The organism is Aquisalimonas lutea (assembly GCF_030409225.1).
Taxonomy (GTDB): Bacteria; Pseudomonadota; Gammaproteobacteria; order Nitrococcales; family Aquisalimonadaceae; genus Aquisalimonas; species Aquisalimonas lutea.
In genome coordinates, this window is sequence record NZ_JAUFPK010000004.1 from 513,879 (window position 1) to 535,512 (window position 21,634).

Sequence of the window (21,634 nt, forward strand, 5' to 3'; positions counted from 1 at the left end):
ACCGGCGAACGCCGGTCGGGCCTTTTTCCGGACGATCCGGGAGCGGTCTTAGAACTCGCCGTTCACCCAGTAGTCCACCCGGTCGGACTGCTCCTCGATGAACTTGTCCACGGCCTCCTCATAGGAGTTCTCCTGGGCGAAGGCCATGTAGTTCTCGAGCATGCTGATCGGGATGAACATGCGGGTGATGATATCCGTCGCTTCCGGATGATCCTGATGGAAGCCCGTACGCGTCAGGGCGTGGATGCGCTCGGCACCGCCCAGCGAGCCTTCCGGGTCCTCCAGATAGCGCAGGTCGTAGGCACCGAACTTCCAGTGCGGGCTCCAGCCGGTGACCACGATCCATTCCTCGCGGTTGATGGCCCGGTCCAGGGCCGCGGTCATGCCGGCACCGCTGGAGAACTGGATGTTGTAGCCGTCCAGGCCGTAGTCCTCCAGGGCGTCCTCGGAGAGCTGCGACAGGCCCGCACCCGGATCGATACCAACGATCTCGCCGTCAAGCCGCTCGCGCACGGCATTGCTCTTGAGATCCGCGATGGAGCTGATGTCCTCTTCGGGGATGTAGTCCGGCACCACCCAACCCAGGCGGGCATGGGTGTAGATCGGACCAAGGTCCGTGTACTCGCCGGCGATACCGTCCAGGTAATCACCGTGCGTACCCGGCTGCCAGGACATGAGCATCATGTCGATGTCGCCCTGGGCAATCCCCTGGTACTGCGGCGCGATGTCCGTCTGCGTGAGCTCGACATCGTAGTCCGCACGATTCTCAAGGATCTGCTCGGCGAGCTTGGTAACGAACTCGGCGTCGGACCACGCGGTCCAGCCGATGGTGATGTCCTGCGCCGAAGCCGACGTGCCGGCCACGGCCGTTCCCAGAATCGCAGTGGTCAGAGCACGACTCGTGAGTTTTAACATTGCTTATTACTCCTCGTTTGCCCTTGATCAAAGCCGGGCGCCGGACGCCCGACCTTTCCACGCTAACCGTCCGGCCCGGGGCCGGACGGCAGGCAGCGACGAGAAGGCGGACGCCCTCCCGTCAGAGCCTGCCAGGAGCCTGTCGGGCTCGGGCATCAACCTCTCGCCCGAGGCCGACAGACTCCTTGCGCAAGGGGGCGAAACAGCCACTGACTGCCCACCCTGTATCGCCAAGTATAACGAACTCAGGCGTTTTCTTGTTCCCTGCCCATCCACCGGCGCAGGATCGCCAGCAGAGAGGGCCGCCCCGCGGAGCCGTAGGTCGGCGCGAAGCTCTGCGTGATCCGGTCCAGCAGGATCGCCAGAATCACCACGCCCAGGCCGCCCTCGAAACCGAGGCCCACGTTCAGCCGCTGGATGCCGGTGAGCACCACGTTGCCGAGCCCGCCCGCACCGATCATGGACGCGATCACCACCATGGACAGCGACAGCATGATGGTCTGGTTGATGCCCGCCATGATGTTGGGCAGGGCCAGCGGCAGCTGCACCTTGAACAGCAGCTGCCGGTCCGTGCAGCCGAACGCCCGGCCGGCCTCGACGTTCTCCTCGCCCACCTGGCGGATCCCCAGGTTCGTGAGACGCACCGCCGGCGGCATGGCGAAGACCACCGTGGCAATGGTGCCCGGAACCTTGCCCAGGCCGAAGAAGATCACCGCCGGGATGAGATACACGAAGGGGGGCATGGTCTGCATGAAGTCCAGCACCGGGCGCACCGCCTGCTCGACGATGTCGTTGCGCGACATGGCCACCCCGATGGGGACGCCGATGATCAGCGCCACCACGCTGGCCGCCAGCACCAGGGCCAGGGTGGACATGGTGGGATCCCACAGGTCCATGATGCCGACAAGCAGCAGCGCCAGTACCGCGAAGGTGCCGAATCGCCAGCCCACCCGCGTGAACGCCAGCAGCGCAATGGCGATGATGAATACCTCCGCCGGGACCCATAGCAGGAAGTCCTCGAAGTTGTTCGTGAAAAACCCCACGATGCCGGCGAATGCGTCCAGCACCTCGGTGAGGTTGTTGCGGACCCAGTCGACCGCGCCCTCGACGTAGTTGCCGACCGGAATCGTTATATCGTCCAGAAAGAATGCCATGGTTCAGCCCGCCTTTTTCAGAGTCTGCAGCAGCGCCGTCTTGGAGATGGAGCCGAGGTAGCGTCCCTCGCCGTCCACCACCGGCACCGGCCAGCGCGAGTCCGCGACAATGCCCAGCACCTCCGTCAGCGGCCTGTCGTTGGTTACCGGCTCGACGTCCTTCTCGAAGGCCATGGACCAGCGATCCTCGCTGCCCGAGTCGTAGGCCTCCGCGAGCCCGCTGGCGGAAACCACGCCCTGGTACTGCCGGTCGCGGTCCACGACCACGCCGTACTCGCGGTCGTGCTCCCGCAGCCGCGACAGGGCGGCCCCCACGTCCACGCCCGGGCGCTGGATGACGGTGACCTGCTTGTTGGTGGCGATATCGCCGGCGGAGAACACCTGGCTGACGTCGACGCCGTAGAAGAACGAGCGCACGTAGTCGTTGGCAGGGTTGGTGACGATCTCCTCCGGAGTGCCGACCTGCACCACGCGGCCGCCTTCCATCATGGCGATGCGGTCGCCGATGCGCATGGCCTCGTCCAGGTCGTGGGAGATGAACACCACCGTGCGCTGATCCTTGTGCTGGAGCTCCAGCAGCTCATCCTGCATCTCGGTGCGGATGAGCGGGTCCAGGGCGGAGAAGGCCTCGTCCATGAGCATGATGCTCGGGTCGGTGGCCAGGGCCCGGGCCAGGCCCACGCGCTGCTTCATGCCGCCGGAGAGCTCGTGGGGGAAGCTGTGGATCCAGGCCCCGAGGCCCACCGACTCCAGCGCCCGGGCCGCGCGCTCGCGGCGCTTGTCCTTCGGCACCCTCGAGGCCTCGAGGCCGAAGGCCGCGTTGTCCAGCACCGACTTGTGCGGCATCAGCGCGAAGGACTGGAACACCATGCTCATGTTGTGGCGGCGCAGGTCGATGAGCTCCTTCTTGCTCATCTGCGTGACATCCTGGCCGTCCACCTTGACCGCGCCCGAGGTGGGCTCGATGAGCCGGTTGAGCATGCGCACCAGGGTGGACTTGCCGGAGCCCGACAGCCCCATGACCACGAAGATCTCGCCGGCGCGGATGGAGAAGCTGGCGTCCTGGACGCCGATGGTGTTGCCGGTCTGCTCGAGAATGTCGTCCTTGTGGTAGCCCTGCTCGACGAGCTTCATCGCCTCGTCGGGGCTGGGACCGAAAATCTTGTAGAGATTCTCGATAACAAGCTTGTTGTCTTCAGACATGGATTCGCCTTTGTATGGCGCCTCCGCACGCGGAGTCGGGCCGCTCCGTACCGGTCCGGCTTCCGCCGGCGGCCTGCCGCAGGACGCCATCCAACGACCCTGCCAGGCGGACCTCTGCGCGCGTTGGCCTGTTCTCTGGTTTGCCCGGCCTGCAGCGTTGCCGAACACCGACGCCCGGGCCTGCCCTCAGCAGCACTTTAAGAGAGGCACGCGGCATCCGCAAACACCGGCTGCCGCCGCACACCCGTTCGAGCGCCGCATGCTCGTCCCGGCACGCTCGCCGTAACCGGGTCCGGAGCACGATTTTTATTTAATCATTCAATCAAAAGCCGGCAGTGTACCGCCCGGCCGGCAGAGAGCCAAATCCATTCATCGTAAATGCGAATACGTCGCATTGCGCTCTGCATGATAATCCCGTAAACTTCCCAGTACACGGATACGGAGTGACTCGATCCCACGGAGCGGGACGGGCGCCAGGGAAGGCATCACGGCGGGTTTCCGTTCCGGCCTGCAAGCGCACGACGCGCTTTGCCACCGAGTACCTCGTGGGGCACGCTGCCCTGTTCAGCCGCAGCCATTGGGTGCGGCTGTTTTCTTTCGGCAGCAGCCTCCATCGGAGCCATGCCGGAGCGAGGTCACTCGCGACGTTCCAGAGAACCGGGTGCCCTGGAACGTCGCGGCTGAAGCCGCTCCTGCACGACTTCGGTAAAGCCTGCTGCAGGATCCTGTGGGAGGGGCTTCAGCCCCGACCGGAAACACGGGAAAGGCCGCGAGTGACCGCGCTCCTACGGGGGCTTCCGGAAAGACCTCCCCGTGACCCGCCGTAGGAGCGACGTCAGTCGCGACATTCCAGGGCATCCGGTTCTCTGGAACGTCGCGACGCACCTTGTTCCTACCGCGGGTTACAGAAAGCTCTTCACCCAAAACCTTAATTCTTCCCGGAGCTCTTCTCCGTCGCCGCGGCGGCCTCGCCGCCCTCCTCCGGGCTCGTCTCCGCAGCGGTCTCCGCCGCCGTCTCGCCGGCTCCGCCGTCCGGGTCCGGTGCGTAATCCGTCGCCTGCCGTGGCGCCTCGTCTTCCTCGGGGTGCTCTGTCGGTTCGCCTTCCGCCGGCGCCGCGCTGGAGGCGTCGGACTCCGCCGCCGACGTCGTCGCGGCGGTGGCGGTGGCGGGCGCGGCGGCGCCTGCCGCCGCGGCTCCCGGGGCCGATTCCTGCGCCTGTCGTTCCTGCCCCGCGGCGTCTGCGGCGCTCCGCTCGCCGGTGCGGTCCGCCGCGTCGTCCGGCGTCTGCAGGGTGCGGTCCTCGGGCCGGTTCTCCAGCATGCGGGCGTTCTCGCCCGTGCCCAGGCGCTCGGAGCCCTCGGCCAGGTGCTCGTAGAGCTGGCGGTAGCCGGTGGTCACCTGGTTGAACAGGTGCGCCGTCTTCTCGAAGTGGTTGCGCACATCCTCGCGGTAGCGCTGCAGCTCCGCCTGGGCCTCGTCGCGTTCCTTCTCCAGCGCCCGGGACCGCTCGACCCCCGGCGCCGTATACCGCCCCAGCCAGATGCCTCCGGCGAGGCAGACCAGAACAACAATGATCCAGACAATGGTCGTCATAGGAATCGGTCCCCGTGGTGGTGGCAAGTGGACGGCGCGCCGGCGGCGCCCCCGGCGCCCCCGAGCGGCGCTCTTTCTCCCCGACTATACGCGAGCCCCGCCGCCGCGACGAAATCACGCCTTCCCCGAGCCGCCCCGCTTCGGGGATGATGGAACCGGAGAGCAGCAGCCGCGGAGAAGCCGCAGGAGCGACGTCAGTCGTGACCGTCGCAGAGGATCCTGAACTCTGGAAAGTCGGGGCTGAAGCCCCTCCCACAGGATCCGGTACCAGGCACTACCAAAGCCATGTAGGAGCGGCTTCAGCCGCGACCTTGCAGGGCGTCGGGTTCTCTGGAAGGTCGCGACTCACGTCGCTCCTACAGCGGGCCTGTCAGACCTCGCCGGCAGGCAGGTCGCACCGGGCGCCCTCGGCCTACACGAACGGAGAACGAGCCACCATGGACCCGTCCGTCCACAACGCCATGGCCCGCTGGCCCGATGTCCCCGCCGTCTACGGCTACATCGGCGTGAACCGGCGCGGCGATTTCCTGCTGCAGGGCCACCGGGTGACCCACGAGCGCACCCTCGCCTTCATCCAGCGCAACTACGACGTCGACGACCACGGCCGCGCCTTCTTCCAGAACGGCCCCCAGCGCGCCTACGCCGACCTGGAGGCCACACCCTGGATCTACCACCTGGGCAACGACCGGGCCCTGGCCACGCACACCGGCCGGCCGGCGCGCGAGCTGCGGCAGGCCTGGCTCACGCCCGACGGCGACGTGGTACTGGTCACCGAGCTGGGGCCGGGCCTGGTCCATGCCCAGGACCTGGACCGCCTGGGCGATGCCCTGGAGGATTCCGGCGGCGGCACCGGCGGCGTTGCCGGCCGCCTCCACCTCGCCGCCGGCGACGCCCCGCTCGAGTCGCTTGCAAGCAACAACCTCACCGCCTGTTTCGGCTTCGATGCACACCCGCAACCTGCCCCGGACGACCTACGCGCCGCCGTCTCCGAGTGGCGCCCGGCCTGGCGGCTCCGGGCGGATGACGGCTGACCGCCTCACGAAAACGTGAACCACGTCACAGACCACCCGCAAACCGCGCAACGGCGGGGCTTGTCACGGGGGTGTCATATGCGTATTGTTCCCCTTGTTGCAGTAGAACAACGAGATGTTGCAAATTGATCCTTGCATCCTGTGAAAACCGGCTACACTGTTGGTGATGCAATAAAAACGGGCACCCGGCCGGCAGGCCGGCCCCACGACTCAGCGTTTGTTCCACAACTACTCAAAGGAGTAACAACAATGGCAAAGCGCACGCTGAAGGCAACTGCTGTCGGCTCCGTCTCGGCGCTGGCACTGGCGGCCGCGGGCTCGGCCCACGCGCTCAGCACCGACGTCGGCAACACCGAGCTGACTATCCAGGGCTACGCCAAGCTCGACATGATCTATGACGTTGATGCCGACCTCGGCAACTCCGTGAGCCATGGCAACTTGGGGAGCACCGTCAACCCTGACACGTACAAGGACATCGACGGTCATACGCGCATGCATGCCTACCAGAGCCGCATCGGCTTCGGCACCGCGACGCCGATGGACATGGGCGGCGACCTGAACACCTACATCGAGGGTGACTTCTACGGCGCCGGCGGCGGCGAGCTCCGCCTGCGTCACGCCTACGGCACCTGGAACGGCGTCCTGGCCGGGCAGACCTGGTCCAACTTCAACACCTTCGTGGGCACGCCCCCGAGCCTGGACTTCACCGGCGCCGTCGGCCAGTCCGCCCAGTCCCGCCAGGCGCAGGTGCGCTACACGGTCGGCGACTTCTCCGTGGCCGTCGAGGATCCGGACGGCATCGGCGGCGAGGCACTGAACCAGGTTGGCGAGAAGGACAGCTTCTACGACCTGACGGCCCGCTACGAGTCCTCCGCCGGTCCGGTGAACTTCAGCGTCGGCGCCGTGGCGAACCAGTTCGGCTTTGACAACGGCACCACCGACGACAACGCCACCGGCTTCGGTGCCTTCGGCGCGGTGAGCAGCGAGGTCACCCCGGGCACCACCATCCGTGGTGCGCTGACCGCCGGTGACGGCATCGGCAGCTACCTCTACGTCAACCCGGCCGCCCCGGGCTACGTGGATGGCAACGACATCGAGACCATCTCCGCCTTCGGCGGCACCGTCAGCGTAACCCAGGCCATCGGCCCGGGCGCCCTGACCGTCGCCTATGCTCACGCTACGGCGGACATTGACGATGCGGTCGACGACGGTGCGCTGGCGGGCTCGGCTCCCGAGACCAACGAGAGCCTGTTCGCCAACTACATCTGGTCGCCGGTGGACCAGGTGAGCTACGGCATCGAGGCCGGCTGGCACCGTCAGTCCTACCAGGACCAGCTGTCCAACGGCGACGACGACAGCGACGGCGTTCGCATCCAGGCCTCCGCGCAGTACAGCTTCTAAGCTGGCCTGACGGCACAAGCCGTTATCATGAACGGGCGCCCTCGGGCGCCCGTTTTTATTTGGGACTCCGTTCGCAGTTATGGCCGCGCCGCTGTGTTTGGCTGGTGGCGGACGATGGGTCCGAGCCCTCGCGTCGATCGAGGGACAAGCGTCGTGGACGCGCGAACAGACAATAACCCCGAGGTGTGATGACCGGTGCAATGCCGGTGCGTGGAGGTAGAGCAGCCATGAAGGGATTCCTGCGGTACTGCGTACTGCTTCTGATACTGGCGCCGCTGGCGGCGCCGCTGGCACAGGCGCCCGAGCCGGACTCGATCCTCGAGCAGGCGCGGGAGCTTCGCAACAACCACCAGCTGGACCGGGCCACCGAGCTCCTGGACGAGGCGCTACAGCGAGTGGACCCGACCCACCCCCGCCACCAGGCGCTACGCCTGGAGCGCTACTACCACCTGCGCATGGCCCGCATCCGCGAGCACCTGTCCAACGACAATGTCGAGGCGGCGCGGGCCGTCCACGACGAGGTCGAGCAGTTCCTCCGCGGCCACCCCCAGCGCAGCCGCTTCATGAGCAATATCGACCGCTACGACCTGGTGATCCGCGGCCGGGAGTAGGGACGACCCACGGGGACAGGCACGCTTGCGGGCCAACCCCGTCGGGGCTGAAGCCCCTCCCACAGGGTCTCCTGCACCAGGCTTCCCCGAAGCCGTGTAGGAGCGGCTTCAGCCGCGACGTTCCAGAACATCAGGCTCTCTGGAAATGTCGCGAGTCACCTCGCTCCTACAGCGGGATTCCGGAAAGACCTTCCTGTGACCCGCCGTAGGAGCGGCTTCAGCCGCGACGTTCCAGGGCATCAGGCTCTCTGGAAATGTCGCGAGTGACCTCGCTCCTACAGCGGCATTCCGGAAAGACCTCCCCGTGGCCCGCCGTAGGAGCGGCTTCAGCCGCGACGTTCCAGGGCATCAGGCTCTCTGGAAATGTCGCGAGTCACCTCGCTCCTACGGCGGCATTCCGGAAAGACCTCTCCGTGGCCCGCCGTAGGAGCGGCTTCAGCCGCGACATTCCAGGGCATCAGGCTCTCTGGGAACGTCGCGACTGACGTCGCTCCTACAAGGGGCCCCGGAGAGCACAGGGGGGCATGGGATCGACATGCCCACTGCGGCCCCCGCTACCGCGTATCGGTGTAGATTCGCTCCAGGAGATCCGGGTCATCGAAGTGACGGCGGCCGACGAAGGCGGTGGCATGGTTGTAGTACTGGCGCATGGCGCCGGGCTGCGGCACGCCGGAGACCCAGAGGAACCAGCGCTCGCTGCGCTCGGTGCCGGCCACCAGCCCGTCGGGCTGGAACAGGCTGCGGCGGCCGCCGTCCGGGGCCGGCAGGCTGCGCAGCGTGTCGTAGTCGTCCATGACATAGCGCCTACCCTGCCCCGGCACCGGAGCGAAGGCCAGATGCTGCACGTAGTGAGTGCCGCCCTCCAGGCGCACGCGCAGGCGCTCGCCCGGGCCCGGCCGCCCGGGCCCGGGCAGGATCAGGGGCTTCTCCGCGTAGCGCGGCTCGTCCCGCGGCTCCAGGCCCTGCACCGGGTAGTGCTGGTGGTAGCAACCGCAGTTGTGCATGGTCTCCACCAGCAGCAGCCGGCCGGCGCCGTCCAGGGTGAGGCGCACGGTCAGGCCGTCCAGCCGGCCCCCGAGCAGGTCGAGCCAGTGATCCACGGGCCGCTCGCTGAACCACCAGTTGTAGTTGAGCTGGGTCAGCGTCTCGTCGCCGTAGGGCATGTAGCTGCGGTGAGTGAACACGACGGGCTGCTGGGTATCCACGGCCGGGAGACCGTCCGGCCGCAGCAACGGCCAGCCCAGGCGATTGTGGCGGACATCCCGCTCCAGCTCCACCACCGGCGCGAAATGCTCGAACACCTGCCGCCACTCGGTCTTCGTCAGCTCCGGCCGCCCCAGGGGATCGCGGGGCGCGCGCGCCAGGATCTCGCCGGCGACCGCCGGCTCCGCGGGCTCCGTGGCCGGCCGGTAGCGCAGGGCGGGCTCGTCCGCCGGGACCGTGTTCTCGAAGGTCTCGCGCACCCCCTGCTGCCAGCTCGCCACCCCGGCGCTGATGAACCAGCGCGAGACCGGGTAGAAGCCCAGGGCGCGATGCCAGCTGACGTACTCATCGGGCACCCGCAACGCCTCCGCCGCTTGCGGCCAGGGGCCGTCCGCACGGTCCAGCCCGTCGGCCCGCCGCAGACGCTTGCCGCAGCCGACCACCGCCGCGGTGGCATTGTCCATGGACGCCGGCACGGCAACGGCGTCCCGGGCGTCGGGCCCGAGGTGGCGCAGCTCCAGCAAGCGTGCCTCCCGGTCCAGGGCCTGGGCGGCATCCAGCCAGGCGCCGCGCACGGCGGGATCGTCCAGCTCATCCCGGAAGCTGCCGAGAAAACGCGTCGCCCGCAGATACGGATAGGCCGCCGGCGGGGCGCCGATGCCGTCGCGGACACCGGCCGCGGCCACCTGCTCGTCCAGGCTGCGGAAGAACGCCCGGCACGCGGCTTCCGGATCGCCCTGGCGGGCCACCTCCGCGGGCGGCGTGGCGCAGCCGGCGAGAACGGTCATGACGACGGCGGCGGCCGCCGCAACCAGCCGCCCTGCCCCGGTACCCGGGGTATGCGCCCCCTGCCCCGCGCCGGCTTTGCGGTTATCATGGCGGCACGGCCATGCGCGGCGCCCGGCGGGTACCGGGCCCTGGGGCAACGGAGGAACCATGAGCAATCTCCCGCATCTGAATGAAACCGGCGAGGTCCATATCGTCGATGTCGGCGACAAGGACAGCACGCGCCGCGTGGCACTGGCCGAGGGCCGCATCCTGATGCATCCGGAGACGCTCGCGGCCATCCGCGAGCAGCGCATCAAGAAGGGCGACGTGCTCGCCGTCGCCCGGGTGGCCGGCCTCATGGCCGCCAAGAAGACCTGGGAGACCGTGCCCCTGTGCCACCCCATCCAGCTTACCCACGCCGAGGTCACCCTGGAACCGCTGAATGACGGCAGCGGCGTGCACTGCACCGGGCGCACCGAGACCGTCGAGCGCACCGGCGTGGAGATGGAGGCCATCAATGCCGTGCAGGCGGCGCTGCTCACCGTCTATGACATGTGCAAGGGCATGGACCGGGGCATGGAGATCACCGGCGTACGGCTCGTGCACAAGAGCGGCGGCAAGTCGGGGACCTGGGAGCGGGATCAGGGGGAGTGATCCCTGGGACTCTCCGGGGGCCAGACGCTCTGGAAGGTCGCGGCTGAAGCCGCTCCTACGGCGGGTTTCGGGACGGCGGGTTTCGGGAAAGGGATGACCGGAGCCTTTGTGGGAGGGGCTTCAGCCCCGACAATTCCAGAGCAAGTCCGCCGGCCAGTCGGGGCTGAAGCCCCTCCCACGGTCATATCAGGGAGAGCCCGCCGTAGGAGCGACGTCCGTCGCGACCTTCCAGAGCGTTACTGGTACGTGTCCGCATACCGGTCGCGCAGCTCGTTCTTCTGGACCTTGCCCATGGCGTTGCGGGGCAGGTCGTCGACGAAGAACACGCGCCTGGGCTGCTTGTAGCGCGCCAGGCGGTCGCCCAGGGCGTCGAGCACGTCCCGCTCGCCGAGGGCCGCACCGGGACGCGGCACCACCACCGCCGTGACGCCCTCGCCCAGGTCCGGGTGCGGGACGCCGATCACCGCCGACTCCGCGACCTCGTCCATCTCGTCGATGACCTGCTCGATCTCCTTGGGATAGACGTTGTAGCCGCCGGAGATGACGAGATCCTTGTCACGGCCCACGATGTGGACATAGCCGCGCTGGTCGATGAAGCCGAGATCCCCGGTGGTGAAGAAGCCGTCGTCGTGGAGCTCCTCGCGGGTCTTCTCCGGCATGCGCCAGTAGCCGACGAACACGTTCGGGCCGCGCACCTCGATCATGCCGATCTCGCCCCGGGGCAGCTCGGTGCGCTCCTCCCGGTCGACGATGCGCACCTCCACATCGGGAAGCGGGAACCCCACCGTGCCGGCAATGCGCTCGCCGTCGTAGGGGTTGGAGGTGTTCATGTTGGTCTCGGTCATGCCGTAGCGCTCCAGGATCGCGTGGCCCGTGCGCTCGCGGAATTCCCGGTGCATCTCCGGGGTGAGCGGTGCCGACCCGGAGGTGAACAGCCGCATGGCGGCGGTGCGCTCCGGGGTCAGCCGCTCGTCCTGGAGCAGCCGCCGGTAGATGGTGGGCACGCCCATGAGAGTGGAGCCCCGGGGCAGCTCCGCCATGACCGCGTCGACGTCGAACTGCGGCATGAACAGCATGCTCGCCCCGGCCATGAGCACCACGTTGCAGGCCACGAACAGCCCGTGGGTATGGAAGATGGGCAGCACGTGGATGAGCCGGTCGTCCTCGGTGAAGCGCCAGTACTCGGCCAGGGAGCGGGCGTTGGATGCCAGGTTCCGGTGGGTGATCATGGCCCCCTTGGGGCGGCCGGTGGTGCCGGAGGTGTAAAGGATCGCGGCCAGGTCGTCGGCGCCGCGGGGCTTCGGGTCGCCGGCGGGCGCGGCGGCCCCGGCGCGCTCCATGAGGCTGCCGTCCGCCGCCGTGCCGAGGGTCTCCACTCGTGCGGAGCCGGACGCCGCCGCCAGGCGGGCGGCCGCGTCCGCGGCGGCCGGGCGGCAGACGAGCAGAGCCGGCTCGGCGTCGTCCAGGAAGTAGCGTACCTCGGCATCGGTGTAGGCGGTGTTCAGAGGCAGGTACACGGCGCCGGCGCGCAGGGTGGCCAGGTACAGCAGGATGGCCTCCGGGCTCTTGTCCACCTGCGCGGCAACCCGGTCCCCGGGCTGCACCCCCAGCTCGCTCAGCACGGCAGCCAGCCGCGCCACTGTGGCCAGCGCCTCGTCGTAGCCGTACCGGCGGCCGTCCGGCGTGGTCACGAACGTGGCGGCGCCGCGAGCGTGCATGCGGTCGGCGAAGGTCTCGAAGAGATTGTCGCTCATCGGACTTGCTCCCCCTTGATCAGCTTCTTCGCGCGCTTGTTGAGATCGCGCACCTCGCTCGAGCAGGCGATGGTGCCGCGGGCGGTGAACTGCTCATGGTTGCGCTCGATCTCGTCGAGCACGTAGAGGTAGTTCACCATCAACCCGGCGGCCTGCTCGAGCCCCTTGTCCGAGGTGTCCCCGAGCCAGTTGATGCGGTGCAGGCGTGCGCCGTTGCCCAGATGGAAGCGGGCCACGCGGTTGAGCGGGTGGCCGCTGTCGTCCTTGAGCCCCAGCAGGTAGTGGGCGGCCAGCGGCCGGACGGTATCCCGCAGCCGCTCGGCGCCGGCCTCATCCCGGTGCCAGCCGGGGGTCTCCAGCTCCCCGAGCACCTCGCGCGCCTGGGGGTCCAGGCCGCTGTCGGGGTCGTCGCGCAGGGCCTCCAGCCAGCGGCGGAAGCCCGGGACCGGGGACAGGGTCACGAAGTACTTCAGGTTGGGCAGCTCCTGCTTGAGCTCCTGGACCACCTGCTTGATCAGGAAGTTGCCGAAGGAGATCCCGCGCAGGCCCGTCTGGCAGTTGCTGATGCCGTAGAACGCCGCCGTGTCGGCGGCCTCGGGCTCGTCCACGTCGCGCCGGCCGCGCTCGAGGATGGGCTGGACCCGGTCCGGCAGGCCCTTGTGCAGGGCGACTTCCACGAAGATCAGCGGCTCGTCGCCGATGGCCGGATGGAAGAACGCGAAGCAGCGCCGGTCGGTGGGGTCGAGCCGCCGGCGCAGGTCCTGCCAGTCGCTGATGGCGTGCACCGCCTCGTAGTCGATGATCTTCTCCAGGATGGCCGCCGGCGTGTGCCAGTCGATCCGGCGCAGCACCAGGAAGCCGCGACTGAACCAGGAGCTGAACAGGTGCTCGAAGTCGGCGTCGACGGCCGGGAACTCGGGGTGGTCGCGGAGCATGCCCAGCAGATCCTGGCGCATGCGCACCAGGTCGTAGGTACCGCCGGAGGCCAGGTTCAGGCGCCGGAACAGCTCCTGGCGCCCGGGCTCGCAGGCCTGGAAGAGCGCATGCAGCGTGGTGTTGTCACCGGCCTCGCGGTAGGCCCGGTACGCCTGCTCGATGGCCTCCGGGTCGGCGGCGAAGTCCGCCGCCAGCGCCTCGAAGAAGCGCCGCTTCTCGTCGGCATCCAGACGCGCGTACAGGTCCAGCGCCCGGCGGGCCAGCGCGATGCTCGACGCCTCGCCGTCGCTGGCCAGCAGCTCCCGGCAGGCGGCGAGCAGGCTCTGGTGATCCGGCGACACGCGGTCGAGCATGCGCCGGCGCGAGGCCGCGTTGCGCTGGGTAATGCTGCTGATCATCTCCTGCAGGAAGTTCATGTCCATAACGCACGGTCTCCGGTGGCCGCCGGGGTCAGCCCATGAGCACCTCGGGCAGCCAGGTGGCGATGCCCGGAAACACGCACAGGATGACGATCCCCAGCAGCAGGATCAGGGCGAACGGCAGGCTGCCCCAGAGAATGGTCCCGAGCCTGACGTCCGGCGCGATGGCGTTGAGCACGTACAGATTCAGACCCACCGGCGGCGTAATCAGCCCCACCTCCATGTTCAGCGTCAGCACCACGGCGAACCAGATGGGGTCGAAGCCGATGTCGGTGATGATCGGGATCAGCGTCGGCGCCACCATGACAATGACCGCTACCGGCGGCAGAAACAAGCCGGCGATGAGCAGGAACACGTTGATCAGCGCCAGCAGCAGCCAGCGATTGATCTCCAGCGCGACGATCATCTCGGCCAGGGTCTGGGTGACGTACAGGCTCGACAGCATGAAGCTGAACAGCCCCGCCGCCCCGAGGATCATCATGATCATCACCGACTCGCGCATGGACGTGTTGAGCACCGTCCACAGCGAGCGCGGGTTGCGCACGCGGTAGATGATCACCACCAGCAGGATGCAGAAAAGCGCCCCGACGCCGGCGGCCTCGGACGGCGTGGCGACACCGCCGTAGAGCGTCCACAGCACCCCCACCACCACGGCCAGGAACGGCAGCACCTTGGGCAGGATCACGAAGCGCTCGCGCCAGCTGTAGCCGGCGCCGGTGAGCCGGTACGCCTGGCCGTAGCGGTGCGAGTAGAAGATGCCCCAGGCGCAGAACAGGACCACGATCATCAGCCCCGGGAGAATGCCGGCGGCGAACAGGCGCCCGATGGACGTCTCCGTGGCGATGCCGTAGACGATCATGGTCACGCTGGGCGGGATCAGGATGCCCAGGGTGCCGCCGGCGCCGATGGCCCCGGCCGCCAGCCCCTCGGGATAGCCGCGCTTGCGCATCTCCGGGATGCCCATCTTGCCGATGGCCGCGCAGGTGGCCGGCGAGGAGCCCGACAGCGCCGCGAAGATGCCGCAGGCGCCGATGTTGGACACCAGCAGCCCGCCCGGCACGCGGTAGAGCCAGCGCTCCAGGGCCTCGTAGAGATCGGGGCCGGCGCGCGAGTGCGCCACCGCCGCGCCCATGAGGATGAACATGGGAATCGCCAGCAGCTCGAAGGAGTTGAGCGAGGCGTACAGCGTCTCCGCCGCCGTGCCCATGCTCCGCGGCCCCTCGAAGAAGTACAGGAAGATCAGGGCCGTGCCGCCGAGGGCGAAGGCCACCGGCGTGCCCAGGGCCAGCAGCACCAGCAGGGTGACAATGACCAGTCCGCCGATGTCGAGTGGCGTCATTGCTCGTGCTCCTCGTCCATGGGCAACGGCTCCCCGGCGTCGGCGAACGGGGTCTCGTGACCGGTGATCAGCGCCAGGAAGCTGGCCACGTACTGCAGCGCCAGCAGCCCCATGCCCAGGGGCAGGGCCAGCAGCGGGATCCACAGGGGCGGCCCCCACATGGTTCCCGTGTCCCAGTTGCGCGACCAGGCCAGGTGCCAGTACTCGAAGCCGAACACGGCGATGACCGCGGCGAAGACGAACCCGGTCAGGTAGGCGATGACCGCGCAGGCGAAGCGCCCCCGGTCGCCGAGCACCCGCGGCAGCGCGTCCACCTTGACGTGCGCGCCGCGAAGCAGGACGTACGGGCTGCCCATGAGCGTCATGGCAATGAGCACGTAGGTCACGAACTCGGTCTGCCAGTAGACGGAGTGGTTGAGCACGTAGCGCGTGAACACCATCTGGCAGATCACGATCACGCCGAGGAGCAGCATGACCGCGGCGGCAACGCCGAACGCCGCCGACACGCGGTTGACCGCGTTGATGAATGCCTTCATGGGGAGACCTCCCGGGACGCGGTGACGGCACCGCCGCCCCGCAGGGCGGCGGTAGCGGTTGCGCCTTCTAGTCCACGGACAGGGCCATGTCCAGCAGCTCCTGGCCGTTGGGCGTCTCCTCCACGAAGCTGGCGTAGGAGCTGTCCTGGGCGATATCCCGCCACATGCGGAACTGCTCCTGGTTCATGCTGACCACCTCGACGCCGGCTTCCTCATAGGCCTCGACCAGCTTCTGGTCCGCCTCCTTGGCGGCCTCGTAGGCGAACTCCTCGGCCTTCTCGCCCGCCTCCAGCAGGGCCTGCTGCTGCTCCTCGTTGAGCCGGTCGAAGGCCGCCTTGGACATGAGAATGGGCTCGTACATGAACCACAGTGCGTTGTCGCCGGGTGCGGTCAGGCACTCCACCTGCTCGTAGATCCGGTACGACACCAGGCTCGAGGAGCTGGTGTTGGCACCGTCGAGAACCCCGGTCTGCAAGGCGCTGTAGATCTCGGAGCTGGGCATCGAGGAGATGGACGCGCCGGCCTCGGCCAGCAGCTGGTTGAAGGCCTTGCCCGCGGCACGCATCTGCATGCCGTCCACGTCGTCGGGCTCGAGAATGCAGCCCTCCTTGCTGACGAAGCCCCCCGCGAGCCAGGTGTGGCTGAGGACCATGACGTTGTCGTCTTCCATGATCTCCACGATGCGTTCCATGAATTCCGAGTCGTTGAGCCGCTGGGCGTGGTCATGGTTCTTTACCAGCCCCGGCATCAGGGTGAGGTTGAACTCCGGGTGCTGGCCGCCGGCATAGGCGAGCGGGAAGGCGGAAATGGCCAGGCGGTCCCGGGCCATGGCGTTCCACTGCTCCCGGGGCTCGAACAGCGACGCCCCCGGGTAGACCCGGATGCTGAGCCCCACGTCGGCGGCTTCCGCCTCCTCGGCGATGATCTGCACCATCTCGTCGCGGATATCGCCCTGGCCGCCCGGCCACTGGTGCGAGGCCCGCAGCTGGACTTCCTCGGCGCTCGCCGTGCCGAGCATGCCGGCGCCGGCCAGCGCCAACCCGAGCGTGAGCATGGTTCGGGGGATGCGTGCTTTCAGTTGGTTCATCGTCTCTCTCCTCCGCTTTCTGCTTCTATTGCGCTGGCGCGCCGGACGCCGCCGGCGGCGGCCCCCGGGGGTGCGTCAGCGCGTCGTCGCCGGTCTCTGCCGGTCTTTCTCGGATTCGTCGTCGCCGTCCCCACCGTCGGGCGACGCGGGCATGGACAGATGCGCCGCGTCGCCCAGCGATGCAACCAGATCGCTGAAGCGCTCGCCCTGCACCAGGATGTGCGCCTTCAGGCAGCGCTCCGCCTCGGTCTCGTCACCGTTCACGATGGCGGCCACGATGGTCTCGTGCTCCGCCAGGGACCGGTACATGCGGTTGCGCACCCGCAGCTGCAGGCGCCGGTAGGGCTTCAGGCGCCCGTGCACGCGCTTCGCCTCGTCGGCGAGGAAGCCGTTGTGGGATGCGGCGTAGATGAGGTAATGGAAGCGCTCGTTCTCGTAGTAGTACTCGTCGCTCTCGCCGCGGTCGGCGGCGTCACGGCAGCGCTGCAGCGCCGCGGACAGCGCCTGGGCCTCGCCGGCCTCGATGCGCCGCGCCGCCAGGCGGCCGGACATGGCCTCGAGCTCGGCCATCACCTCGAACATCTCGATGAGCCGGGGAATGCCGATCTCGGTGACGAACGTTCCCCGCTTGGGAAGCACCGTGACCAGGCCGCTGCTTTCCAGGTGCTGGATGGCTTCGCGCACGGGCGTGCGCGAGACCCCGAAACGGCGGCCGAGCGCCTCGGGATCGAGCTTCTCGCCCGGACGCAGGCGCCCGTTGACGATATCGTCCTCGAGGCTGTCGCGCAGGCGGGCGGCGCCGGATTGCTGCGTGCGGGCCATTCCCTGCTCCTTCAGAGACAGACCGTGCCGGTGGGGCGGGATCTTCCCGTCACCCTGGCTGAAGTATAGTAGTCATCGTTCTGTTGTATACCTGTAATGGGAACGGAATGATCCTGCGTTCCCGGGGGCCGCGAGTGACCTTGCTCGGCGGGCGACGGGCGGGGGATGCCGGAATCTTCGGGCACGAGCCGGGCGGGAAGCCCCGGCTGTCTGGAAAGTCGGGGCTGAAGCCCCTCCCACGGCATTCTCCGGCAAGCCGTGCCGGAGCCGTGTAGGAGCGGCTTCAGCCGCGACGTTCCAGGGCGCCAGGTTCTCTGGGAAGTCGCGACTGACGTCGCTCCTACGGCGGGCTCTTTCCGATGTGGCTGTGGGAGGGGCTTCAGCCCTGATTTTCCGGGGTCCGCCGGTGGCCGATCGGGGCTGAAGCCCCTCCCACGGCATTCTCCGGCAAGCCGTGCCGGAGCCGTGTAGGAGCGGCTTCAGCCGCGACGTTCCAGGGCGTCAGGTTCTCTGGGAAGTCGCGACTGACCTCGCTCCTACGGCGGGCTCTTTCCGATGTGGCTGTGGGAGGGGCTTCAGCCCTGATTTTCCGGGGTCCGCCGGTGGCCGGTCGGGGCTGAAGCCCCTCCCACGGCATTCTCCGGCAGGCCGTGCCGGAGCCATGTAGGAGCGGCTTCAGCCGCGACGTTCCAGGGCGTCCGGTTCTCTAGGATGTCGCGGCTGAAGCCGCTCCTACAAGGCGGACGGCCCGGGCGGCCGTTACTCTCCGGCCAGCTCGTTCGTCTTCGCCGCGAAGATGAAATCGTTCTCGTGCAACCCCTTGATCTTGTGGGTCGAGATCTCGATGATCGCGTAGCCGTAGCCGAAGGTAATATCGGGGTGGTGATCCTCGGACTCGGCCAGCTCGCCGACCTTGTCCACGAACGCGTTGGCCTGGGCGAAGTTCTTGAACTTGAACTTGCGCTGCAGCCGCGTGGCGTCATGGGTCAGCTCCCAGCCCGGGACCTGGTCCATGTAGCCTTCGGCACGTTCCCGGGGCATGGGCTCCGTTCCGCCCTGGCAGGGCGTGCACTTCTTCTCGGTCAGACTCATGGCGGTGGCTCCCTCGTTGCCGTGCAACGTTGCATGGAACAGGATGTGAGGTATGGTACTGCACAGCCTGCGGGCGGGATGTACGCCTTTCAAGGGGCGCACCCGCCGCCGGCCCGCGACGAATGACACGAATCCCGGGGAGCACCCCATGCCCGATGCCGCCAGCGCGACCACCCGTCCCACCGTGGCGCTTTTCGCCACCTGTCTCGTCGATCTCTTCCGCCCGTCCGTGGGTTTCGCCTCCGCACAGCTCCTGGAGCAGGCCGGCTACCGCGTGGAGGTTCCGGAGGCCCAGACCTGCTGCGGCCAGCCGGCGTACAACAGTGGCGACAATGCCCATGCGGCCGCCATCGCCCGGCAGGTCATCGAGGCCTTCCGCGGGTACGACTACGTGGTCGTGCCGTCGGGCTCCTGCGGCGGCACCATCGCCGCCCACTACCCCGACCTGCTGCGCCACGAGCCGCAGTGGCGGCAGGCCGCCGAGGAGCTGGCCGAGCGCACCTGGGAGCTCACCCGCTTCCTGGTGGAGGTGGCCGAGCTGGAGCTCCCCGGGGTCGATCACCCCGGCGTGACCACCTACCACGATTCCTGCTCCGGCCTGCGGGAGCTGGGCATCCGCAGCCAGCCGCGCAGGCTCCTCGGCCAGGTGCGCGGGCTAGAGCTGCGGGAGATGGACGACACCGACGTGTGCTGCGGCTTCGGCGGCACCTTCTGCGTGAAGTACCCGGAGATCTCCGAGCGCCTGGTCTCGGACAAGGTGGCCAACATCGAGGCCTCCGGCGCCGACATGGTGCTCGCCGGCGATCTCGGCTGCCTGTTCAACATTGCCGGCCGGCTCAAGCGCCTGGACAAGCCCGTACGCGCCTATCACGTCGCCGAGGTCCTGGCGGGCACCGCCCAGCGCGATGCCGCCATCGGCGAGGGGGAGGCCTGATGGAATCCCGCGCCCAGTACTTCAAGCCCGCCGCCCGGGAAGCGCTCCACAACCCGGATCTCCAGCAGGCGCTGGCCAACGTCCAGGCCGGCTTCGTGGGCAAGCGCAAGTTCGTCGTCGACCGCTTCCCGGACTTCGAGGGCCTGCGCGAGCGCGGCCGGCGCATCAAGGACCACACCCTGGCCAACCTGGACGTCTACCTGGAGCAGTTCGAGGCGCAGGTGCACGCCGCCGGCGGCCATGTGCACTGGGCCGGCACCCAGGACGAGGCCCAGAAGATCGTCACCGATATCTGCCGCCAGGCCGACGCCCGCATCGTCACCAAGGGCAAGACCATGGCCGGCGAGGAGGTGGAGCTCAACGAGGCCCTGGAGGCCGCCGGCGTCGAGACCGTGGAGACGGACCTGGGCGAGTACATCATCCAGCTCGCCCATGAGCCGCCCAGCCACATCATCGCGCCGGCCATCCACAAGACGCGCCAGCAGATCAGCGACCTGTTCAACGAGCACCACCACCGCGGCACGCTCAAGGACAAGCTCCGGGAGGTGCCGGAGCTGGTCGACGAAGCCCGGGGCATCCTGCGGCAGAAGTTCCTCAGCGCCGACGTCGGCATCACCGGCGCCAACTGCCTGGTGGCGGAGACCGGCTCGCTGTTCCTGGTTACCAACGAGGGCAACGGCGACCTGACCCATTCCCTGCCCCGCGTGCACGTGGCCATCGCCGGCATCGAGAAGCTGGTGCCGACGCTGGAGGACGCCGCCACGCAGCTGCGGCTGCTGGCGCGCAGCGCCACCGGCCAGGACATGACCGCCTACACCACCATGGTGACCGGCCCCCGACGCGCGCCCGATACCGACGGTCCGGAGGAATTCCACATCGTGCTGCTGGACAACGGCCGCACGCGCATGCTGGAGGGCCGCTTCCGCGAGATGCTCCGCTGCATCCGCTGCGGCGCCTGCATGAACCACTGCCCCGTCTACTCCGCCATCGGCGGCCACGCCTACGGCTGGGTCTACCCCGGCCCCATGGGCTCGGTGCTCACGCCGCTCATCGTCGGCCTGGACCGCACCCGCGACCTGCCCAACGCCTGCACGCTCAACGGTCGCTGCCAGAGCGTCTGCCCGGTCAAGATCCCCCTGCCCGACCTGCTGCGGGACCTGCGCGAGGAGCAGTACCAGCACAACCTCACCCCGCGCACCACCCGCTGGGGCCTGGCCGTGTGGGCGTGGTTCGCCCGGCGACCGCGCCTCTACAATGCCCTGGCCCGGGCGGGCATCGGCGCAATGGGCAGGATCGGACGGCGCAAGGGCCGCTTCCGCCACCTGCCCCTGGCGGGCGGCTGGACGGCCGGCCGCGATTTCCCGGCGCCGCAGAGGACCACGTTCCAGGCGGCGTGGCGTCAGCAGCGAGGGGCAAACCGATGAGCGACGCACGCGAGCGCATCCTGGGCCGCATCCGCACCGCCCTCGGCCGGGAAGGGCCGCCGGATGCCGAGGCCACCCGCTCCGCGCGGCAGGCCGCCGTGGGCGACGGCCCTTCCCAGCGGCCGGAATGGCAGGGTGACGACCTGGCCCGCTTCCAGCAGTGCCTCGAGGCGGCCGCGGGGACCTGGGTGGCGGTACCGAGCATGGCGGAAGTCGGCCGCGCCGTGGCCGACTACCTGGCGGAACGACCCGCGGGCACCGCAGTGCACCGGGCCCCGGACCCGGCGCTGGATGCCGTCGACTGGCCCGACCACCTGACGGTGGAGACCGCCCGCGACGGCCGCGCCGCCCTGGTGGGCGTGAGCCGCGCCCTGGCGGGCATGGCCGAGACCGGGTCGCTGGCGCTGGCCTCCGGCCCGGACAACCCCGCCACCCTGGCCTTTCTACCCGACTACCACATCATCGTGCTGCGCACCGCCGACGTGGTGCCCTGGTTCGAGGACATCTGGGCCCGCATGCGCCAAACCGACGGCTTCCCGCCCCGGAGCTTCAACTTCATCACCGGCCCGTCGCGCACCGCCGACGTGGAGCAGACCCTCCAGCTCGGCGCCCACGGGCCGCGCAGCCTGCACGTGGTGCTGGTGGAGACGTAGGCGTTCGCCCGCCGGCGGACGCGCCGGCCGGTCGCGGCTAAAGCCGCTCCCACAGGGGGCCTGCAACAGGCTTTACCGGAGCCGTGTGGGAGCGGCTTCAGCCG

Annotated in this window: 19 protein-coding genes; 7 read left to right on the forward strand and 12 right to left on the reverse strand. The window is 68.6% G+C overall.

What is annotated here, in order from left to right:
- Nucleotides 1-48: 48 nt before the first annotated feature.
- The 4 genes from QWY84_RS13515 to QWY84_RS13530 form a co-directional block, all read right to left on the reverse strand.
- Nucleotides 49-915: a glycine betaine ABC transporter substrate-binding protein gene (locus QWY84_RS13515; RefSeq protein ID WP_290203235.1), complete on the reverse strand. Its 867-nt coding sequence runs from the start codon at nt 913-915 to the stop codon at nt 49-51.
- Nucleotides 916-1,160: 245 nt separating this feature from the next.
- The gene (locus tag QWY84_RS13520; protein ID WP_290203236.1) at nt 1,161-2,069 is read right to left on the reverse strand and encodes an ABC transporter permease; all 909 of its coding nucleotides are present in this window, start codon (nt 2,067-2,069) and stop codon (nt 1,161-1,163) included.
- Between the two features lie 3 nt (nt 2,070-2,072).
- Nucleotides 2,073-3,272 (reverse strand): glycine betaine/L-proline ABC transporter ATP-binding protein ProV, encoded by a 1,200-nt coding sequence (proV, locus tag QWY84_RS13525; RefSeq protein WP_290203237.1) that lies wholly within the window; start codon nt 3,270-3,272, stop codon nt 2,073-2,075.
- Nucleotides 3,273-4,200: 928 nt separating this feature from the next.
- Entirely contained in the window at nt 4,201-4,866 is a 666-nt protein-coding gene (locus tag QWY84_RS13530; protein ID WP_290203238.1) for a Z-ring associated ZapG family protein, read from the reverse strand.
- Between the two features lie 437 nt (nt 4,867-5,303).
- Here QWY84_RS13530 and QWY84_RS13535 point away from each other — a divergent pair, with 437 nt between their 5' ends.
- The 3 genes from QWY84_RS13535 (at nt 5,304) to QWY84_RS13545 (ending at nt 7,909) form a co-directional block, all read left to right on the forward strand.
- A complete protein-coding gene (locus tag QWY84_RS13535; RefSeq protein WP_290203239.1) occupies nt 5,304-5,897 on the forward strand; it encodes a DUF2946 family protein in 594 nt (197 codons plus the stop codon).
- 249 nt (nt 5,898-6,146) lie between these two features.
- The gene (locus tag QWY84_RS13540; RefSeq protein WP_290203240.1) at nt 6,147-7,298 is read left to right on the forward strand and encodes a DcaP family trimeric outer membrane transporter; all 1,152 of its coding nucleotides are present in this window, start codon (nt 6,147-6,149) and stop codon (nt 7,296-7,298) included.
- Between the two features lie 227 nt (nt 7,299-7,525).
- The gene (locus QWY84_RS13545) at nt 7,526-7,909 is read left to right on the forward strand and encodes a hypothetical protein (RefSeq protein ID WP_290203241.1); all 384 of its coding nucleotides are present in this window, start codon (nt 7,526-7,528) and stop codon (nt 7,907-7,909) included.
- A 554-nt stretch (nt 7,910-8,463) separates the two neighbouring features.
- Here the strand turns inward: QWY84_RS13545 and QWY84_RS13550 are convergent.
- Entirely contained in the window at nt 8,464-10,050 is a 1,587-nt protein-coding gene (locus tag QWY84_RS13550) for a hypothetical protein (RefSeq protein WP_290203242.1), read from the reverse strand.
- Here QWY84_RS13550 and moaC point away from each other — a divergent pair.
- Nucleotides 10,049-10,534 carry a cyclic pyranopterin monophosphate synthase MoaC gene (moaC, locus tag QWY84_RS13555; RefSeq protein ID WP_290203243.1) on the forward strand — a complete coding sequence of 162 codons (486 nt, stop codon included), beginning with the start codon at nt 10,049-10,051 and terminating at the stop codon, nt 10,532-10,534. The two genes, QWY84_RS13550 and moaC, sit on opposite strands and share 2 nt — an antisense overlap.
- A 236-nt stretch (nt 10,535-10,770) precedes the next feature.
- Here moaC and QWY84_RS13560 read toward each other — a convergent pair whose 3' ends face one another.
- The 7 genes from QWY84_RS13560 to QWY84_RS13590 all read right to left on the reverse strand — a co-directional run bounded on the left by QWY84_RS13560 (nt 10,771) and on the right by QWY84_RS13590 (nt 18,519).
- Nucleotides 10,771-12,288, reverse strand: a complete 1,518-nt coding sequence (locus QWY84_RS13560; protein ID WP_290203244.1) for a malonate--CoA ligase — start codon at nt 12,286-12,288, stop codon at nt 10,771-10,773.
- Entirely contained in the window at nt 12,285-13,646 is a 1,362-nt protein-coding gene (locus QWY84_RS13565) for a malonyl-CoA decarboxylase (protein ID WP_290203245.1), read from the reverse strand. The genes QWY84_RS13560 and QWY84_RS13565 overlap by 4 nt, the downstream gene beginning before the upstream one ends.
- A gap of 28 nt (nt 13,647-13,674) precedes the next feature.
- Nucleotides 13,675-14,982 carry a TRAP transporter large permease gene (locus tag QWY84_RS13570; RefSeq protein ID WP_290203246.1) on the reverse strand — a complete coding sequence of 436 codons (1,308 nt, stop codon included), beginning with the start codon at nt 14,980-14,982 and terminating at the stop codon, nt 13,675-13,677.
- Nucleotides 14,979-15,518 carry a TRAP transporter small permease gene (locus QWY84_RS13575; protein WP_290203248.1) on the reverse strand — a complete coding sequence of 180 codons (540 nt, stop codon included), beginning with the start codon at nt 15,516-15,518 and terminating at the stop codon, nt 14,979-14,981. Before QWY84_RS13575 ends, QWY84_RS13570 begins: the two co-directional genes overlap by 4 nt.
- Nucleotides 15,519-15,585: 67 nt before the next feature.
- Entirely contained in the window at nt 15,586-16,605 is a 1,020-nt protein-coding gene (dctP, locus tag QWY84_RS13580; protein WP_290203250.1) for a TRAP transporter substrate-binding protein DctP, read from the reverse strand.
- Between the two features lie 75 nt (nt 16,606-16,680).
- Nucleotides 16,681-17,427, reverse strand: coding sequence for a GntR family transcriptional regulator (locus QWY84_RS13585; protein ID WP_290203251.1), 747 nt, complete (start codon nt 17,425-17,427; stop codon nt 16,681-16,683).
- A gap of 759 nt (nt 17,428-18,186) precedes the next feature.
- On the reverse strand, nt 18,187-18,519 hold the full coding sequence (locus QWY84_RS13590) for a 4a-hydroxytetrahydrobiopterin dehydratase (RefSeq protein WP_290203252.1): 333 nt from the start codon (nt 18,517-18,519) through the stop codon (nt 18,187-18,189).
- A gap of 52 nt (nt 18,520-18,571) precedes the next feature.
- On the opposite strand from QWY84_RS13590, the gene QWY84_RS13595 reads away from it, so the two are divergent.
- The 3 genes from QWY84_RS13595 to QWY84_RS13605 are packed head-to-tail and all read left to right on the forward strand — an operon-like array spanning nt 18,572 to nt 21,530.
- Nucleotides 18,572-19,453 (forward strand): (Fe-S)-binding protein, encoded by an 882-nt coding sequence (locus QWY84_RS13595; protein WP_353959893.1) that lies wholly within the window; start codon nt 18,572-18,574, stop codon nt 19,451-19,453.
- Nucleotides 19,453-20,877: a LutB/LldF family L-lactate oxidation iron-sulfur protein gene (locus tag QWY84_RS13600; protein ID WP_290203253.1), complete on the forward strand. Its 1,425-nt coding sequence runs from the start codon at nt 19,453-19,455 to the stop codon at nt 20,875-20,877. Before QWY84_RS13595 ends, QWY84_RS13600 begins: the two co-directional genes overlap by 1 nt.
- Nucleotides 20,874-21,530, forward strand: a complete 657-nt coding sequence (locus QWY84_RS13605; RefSeq protein WP_290203254.1) for a LutC/YkgG family protein — start codon at nt 20,874-20,876, stop codon at nt 21,528-21,530. Before QWY84_RS13600 ends, QWY84_RS13605 begins: the two co-directional genes overlap by 4 nt.
- The last annotated feature ends 104 nt before the right edge of the window (nt 21,531-21,634 follow it).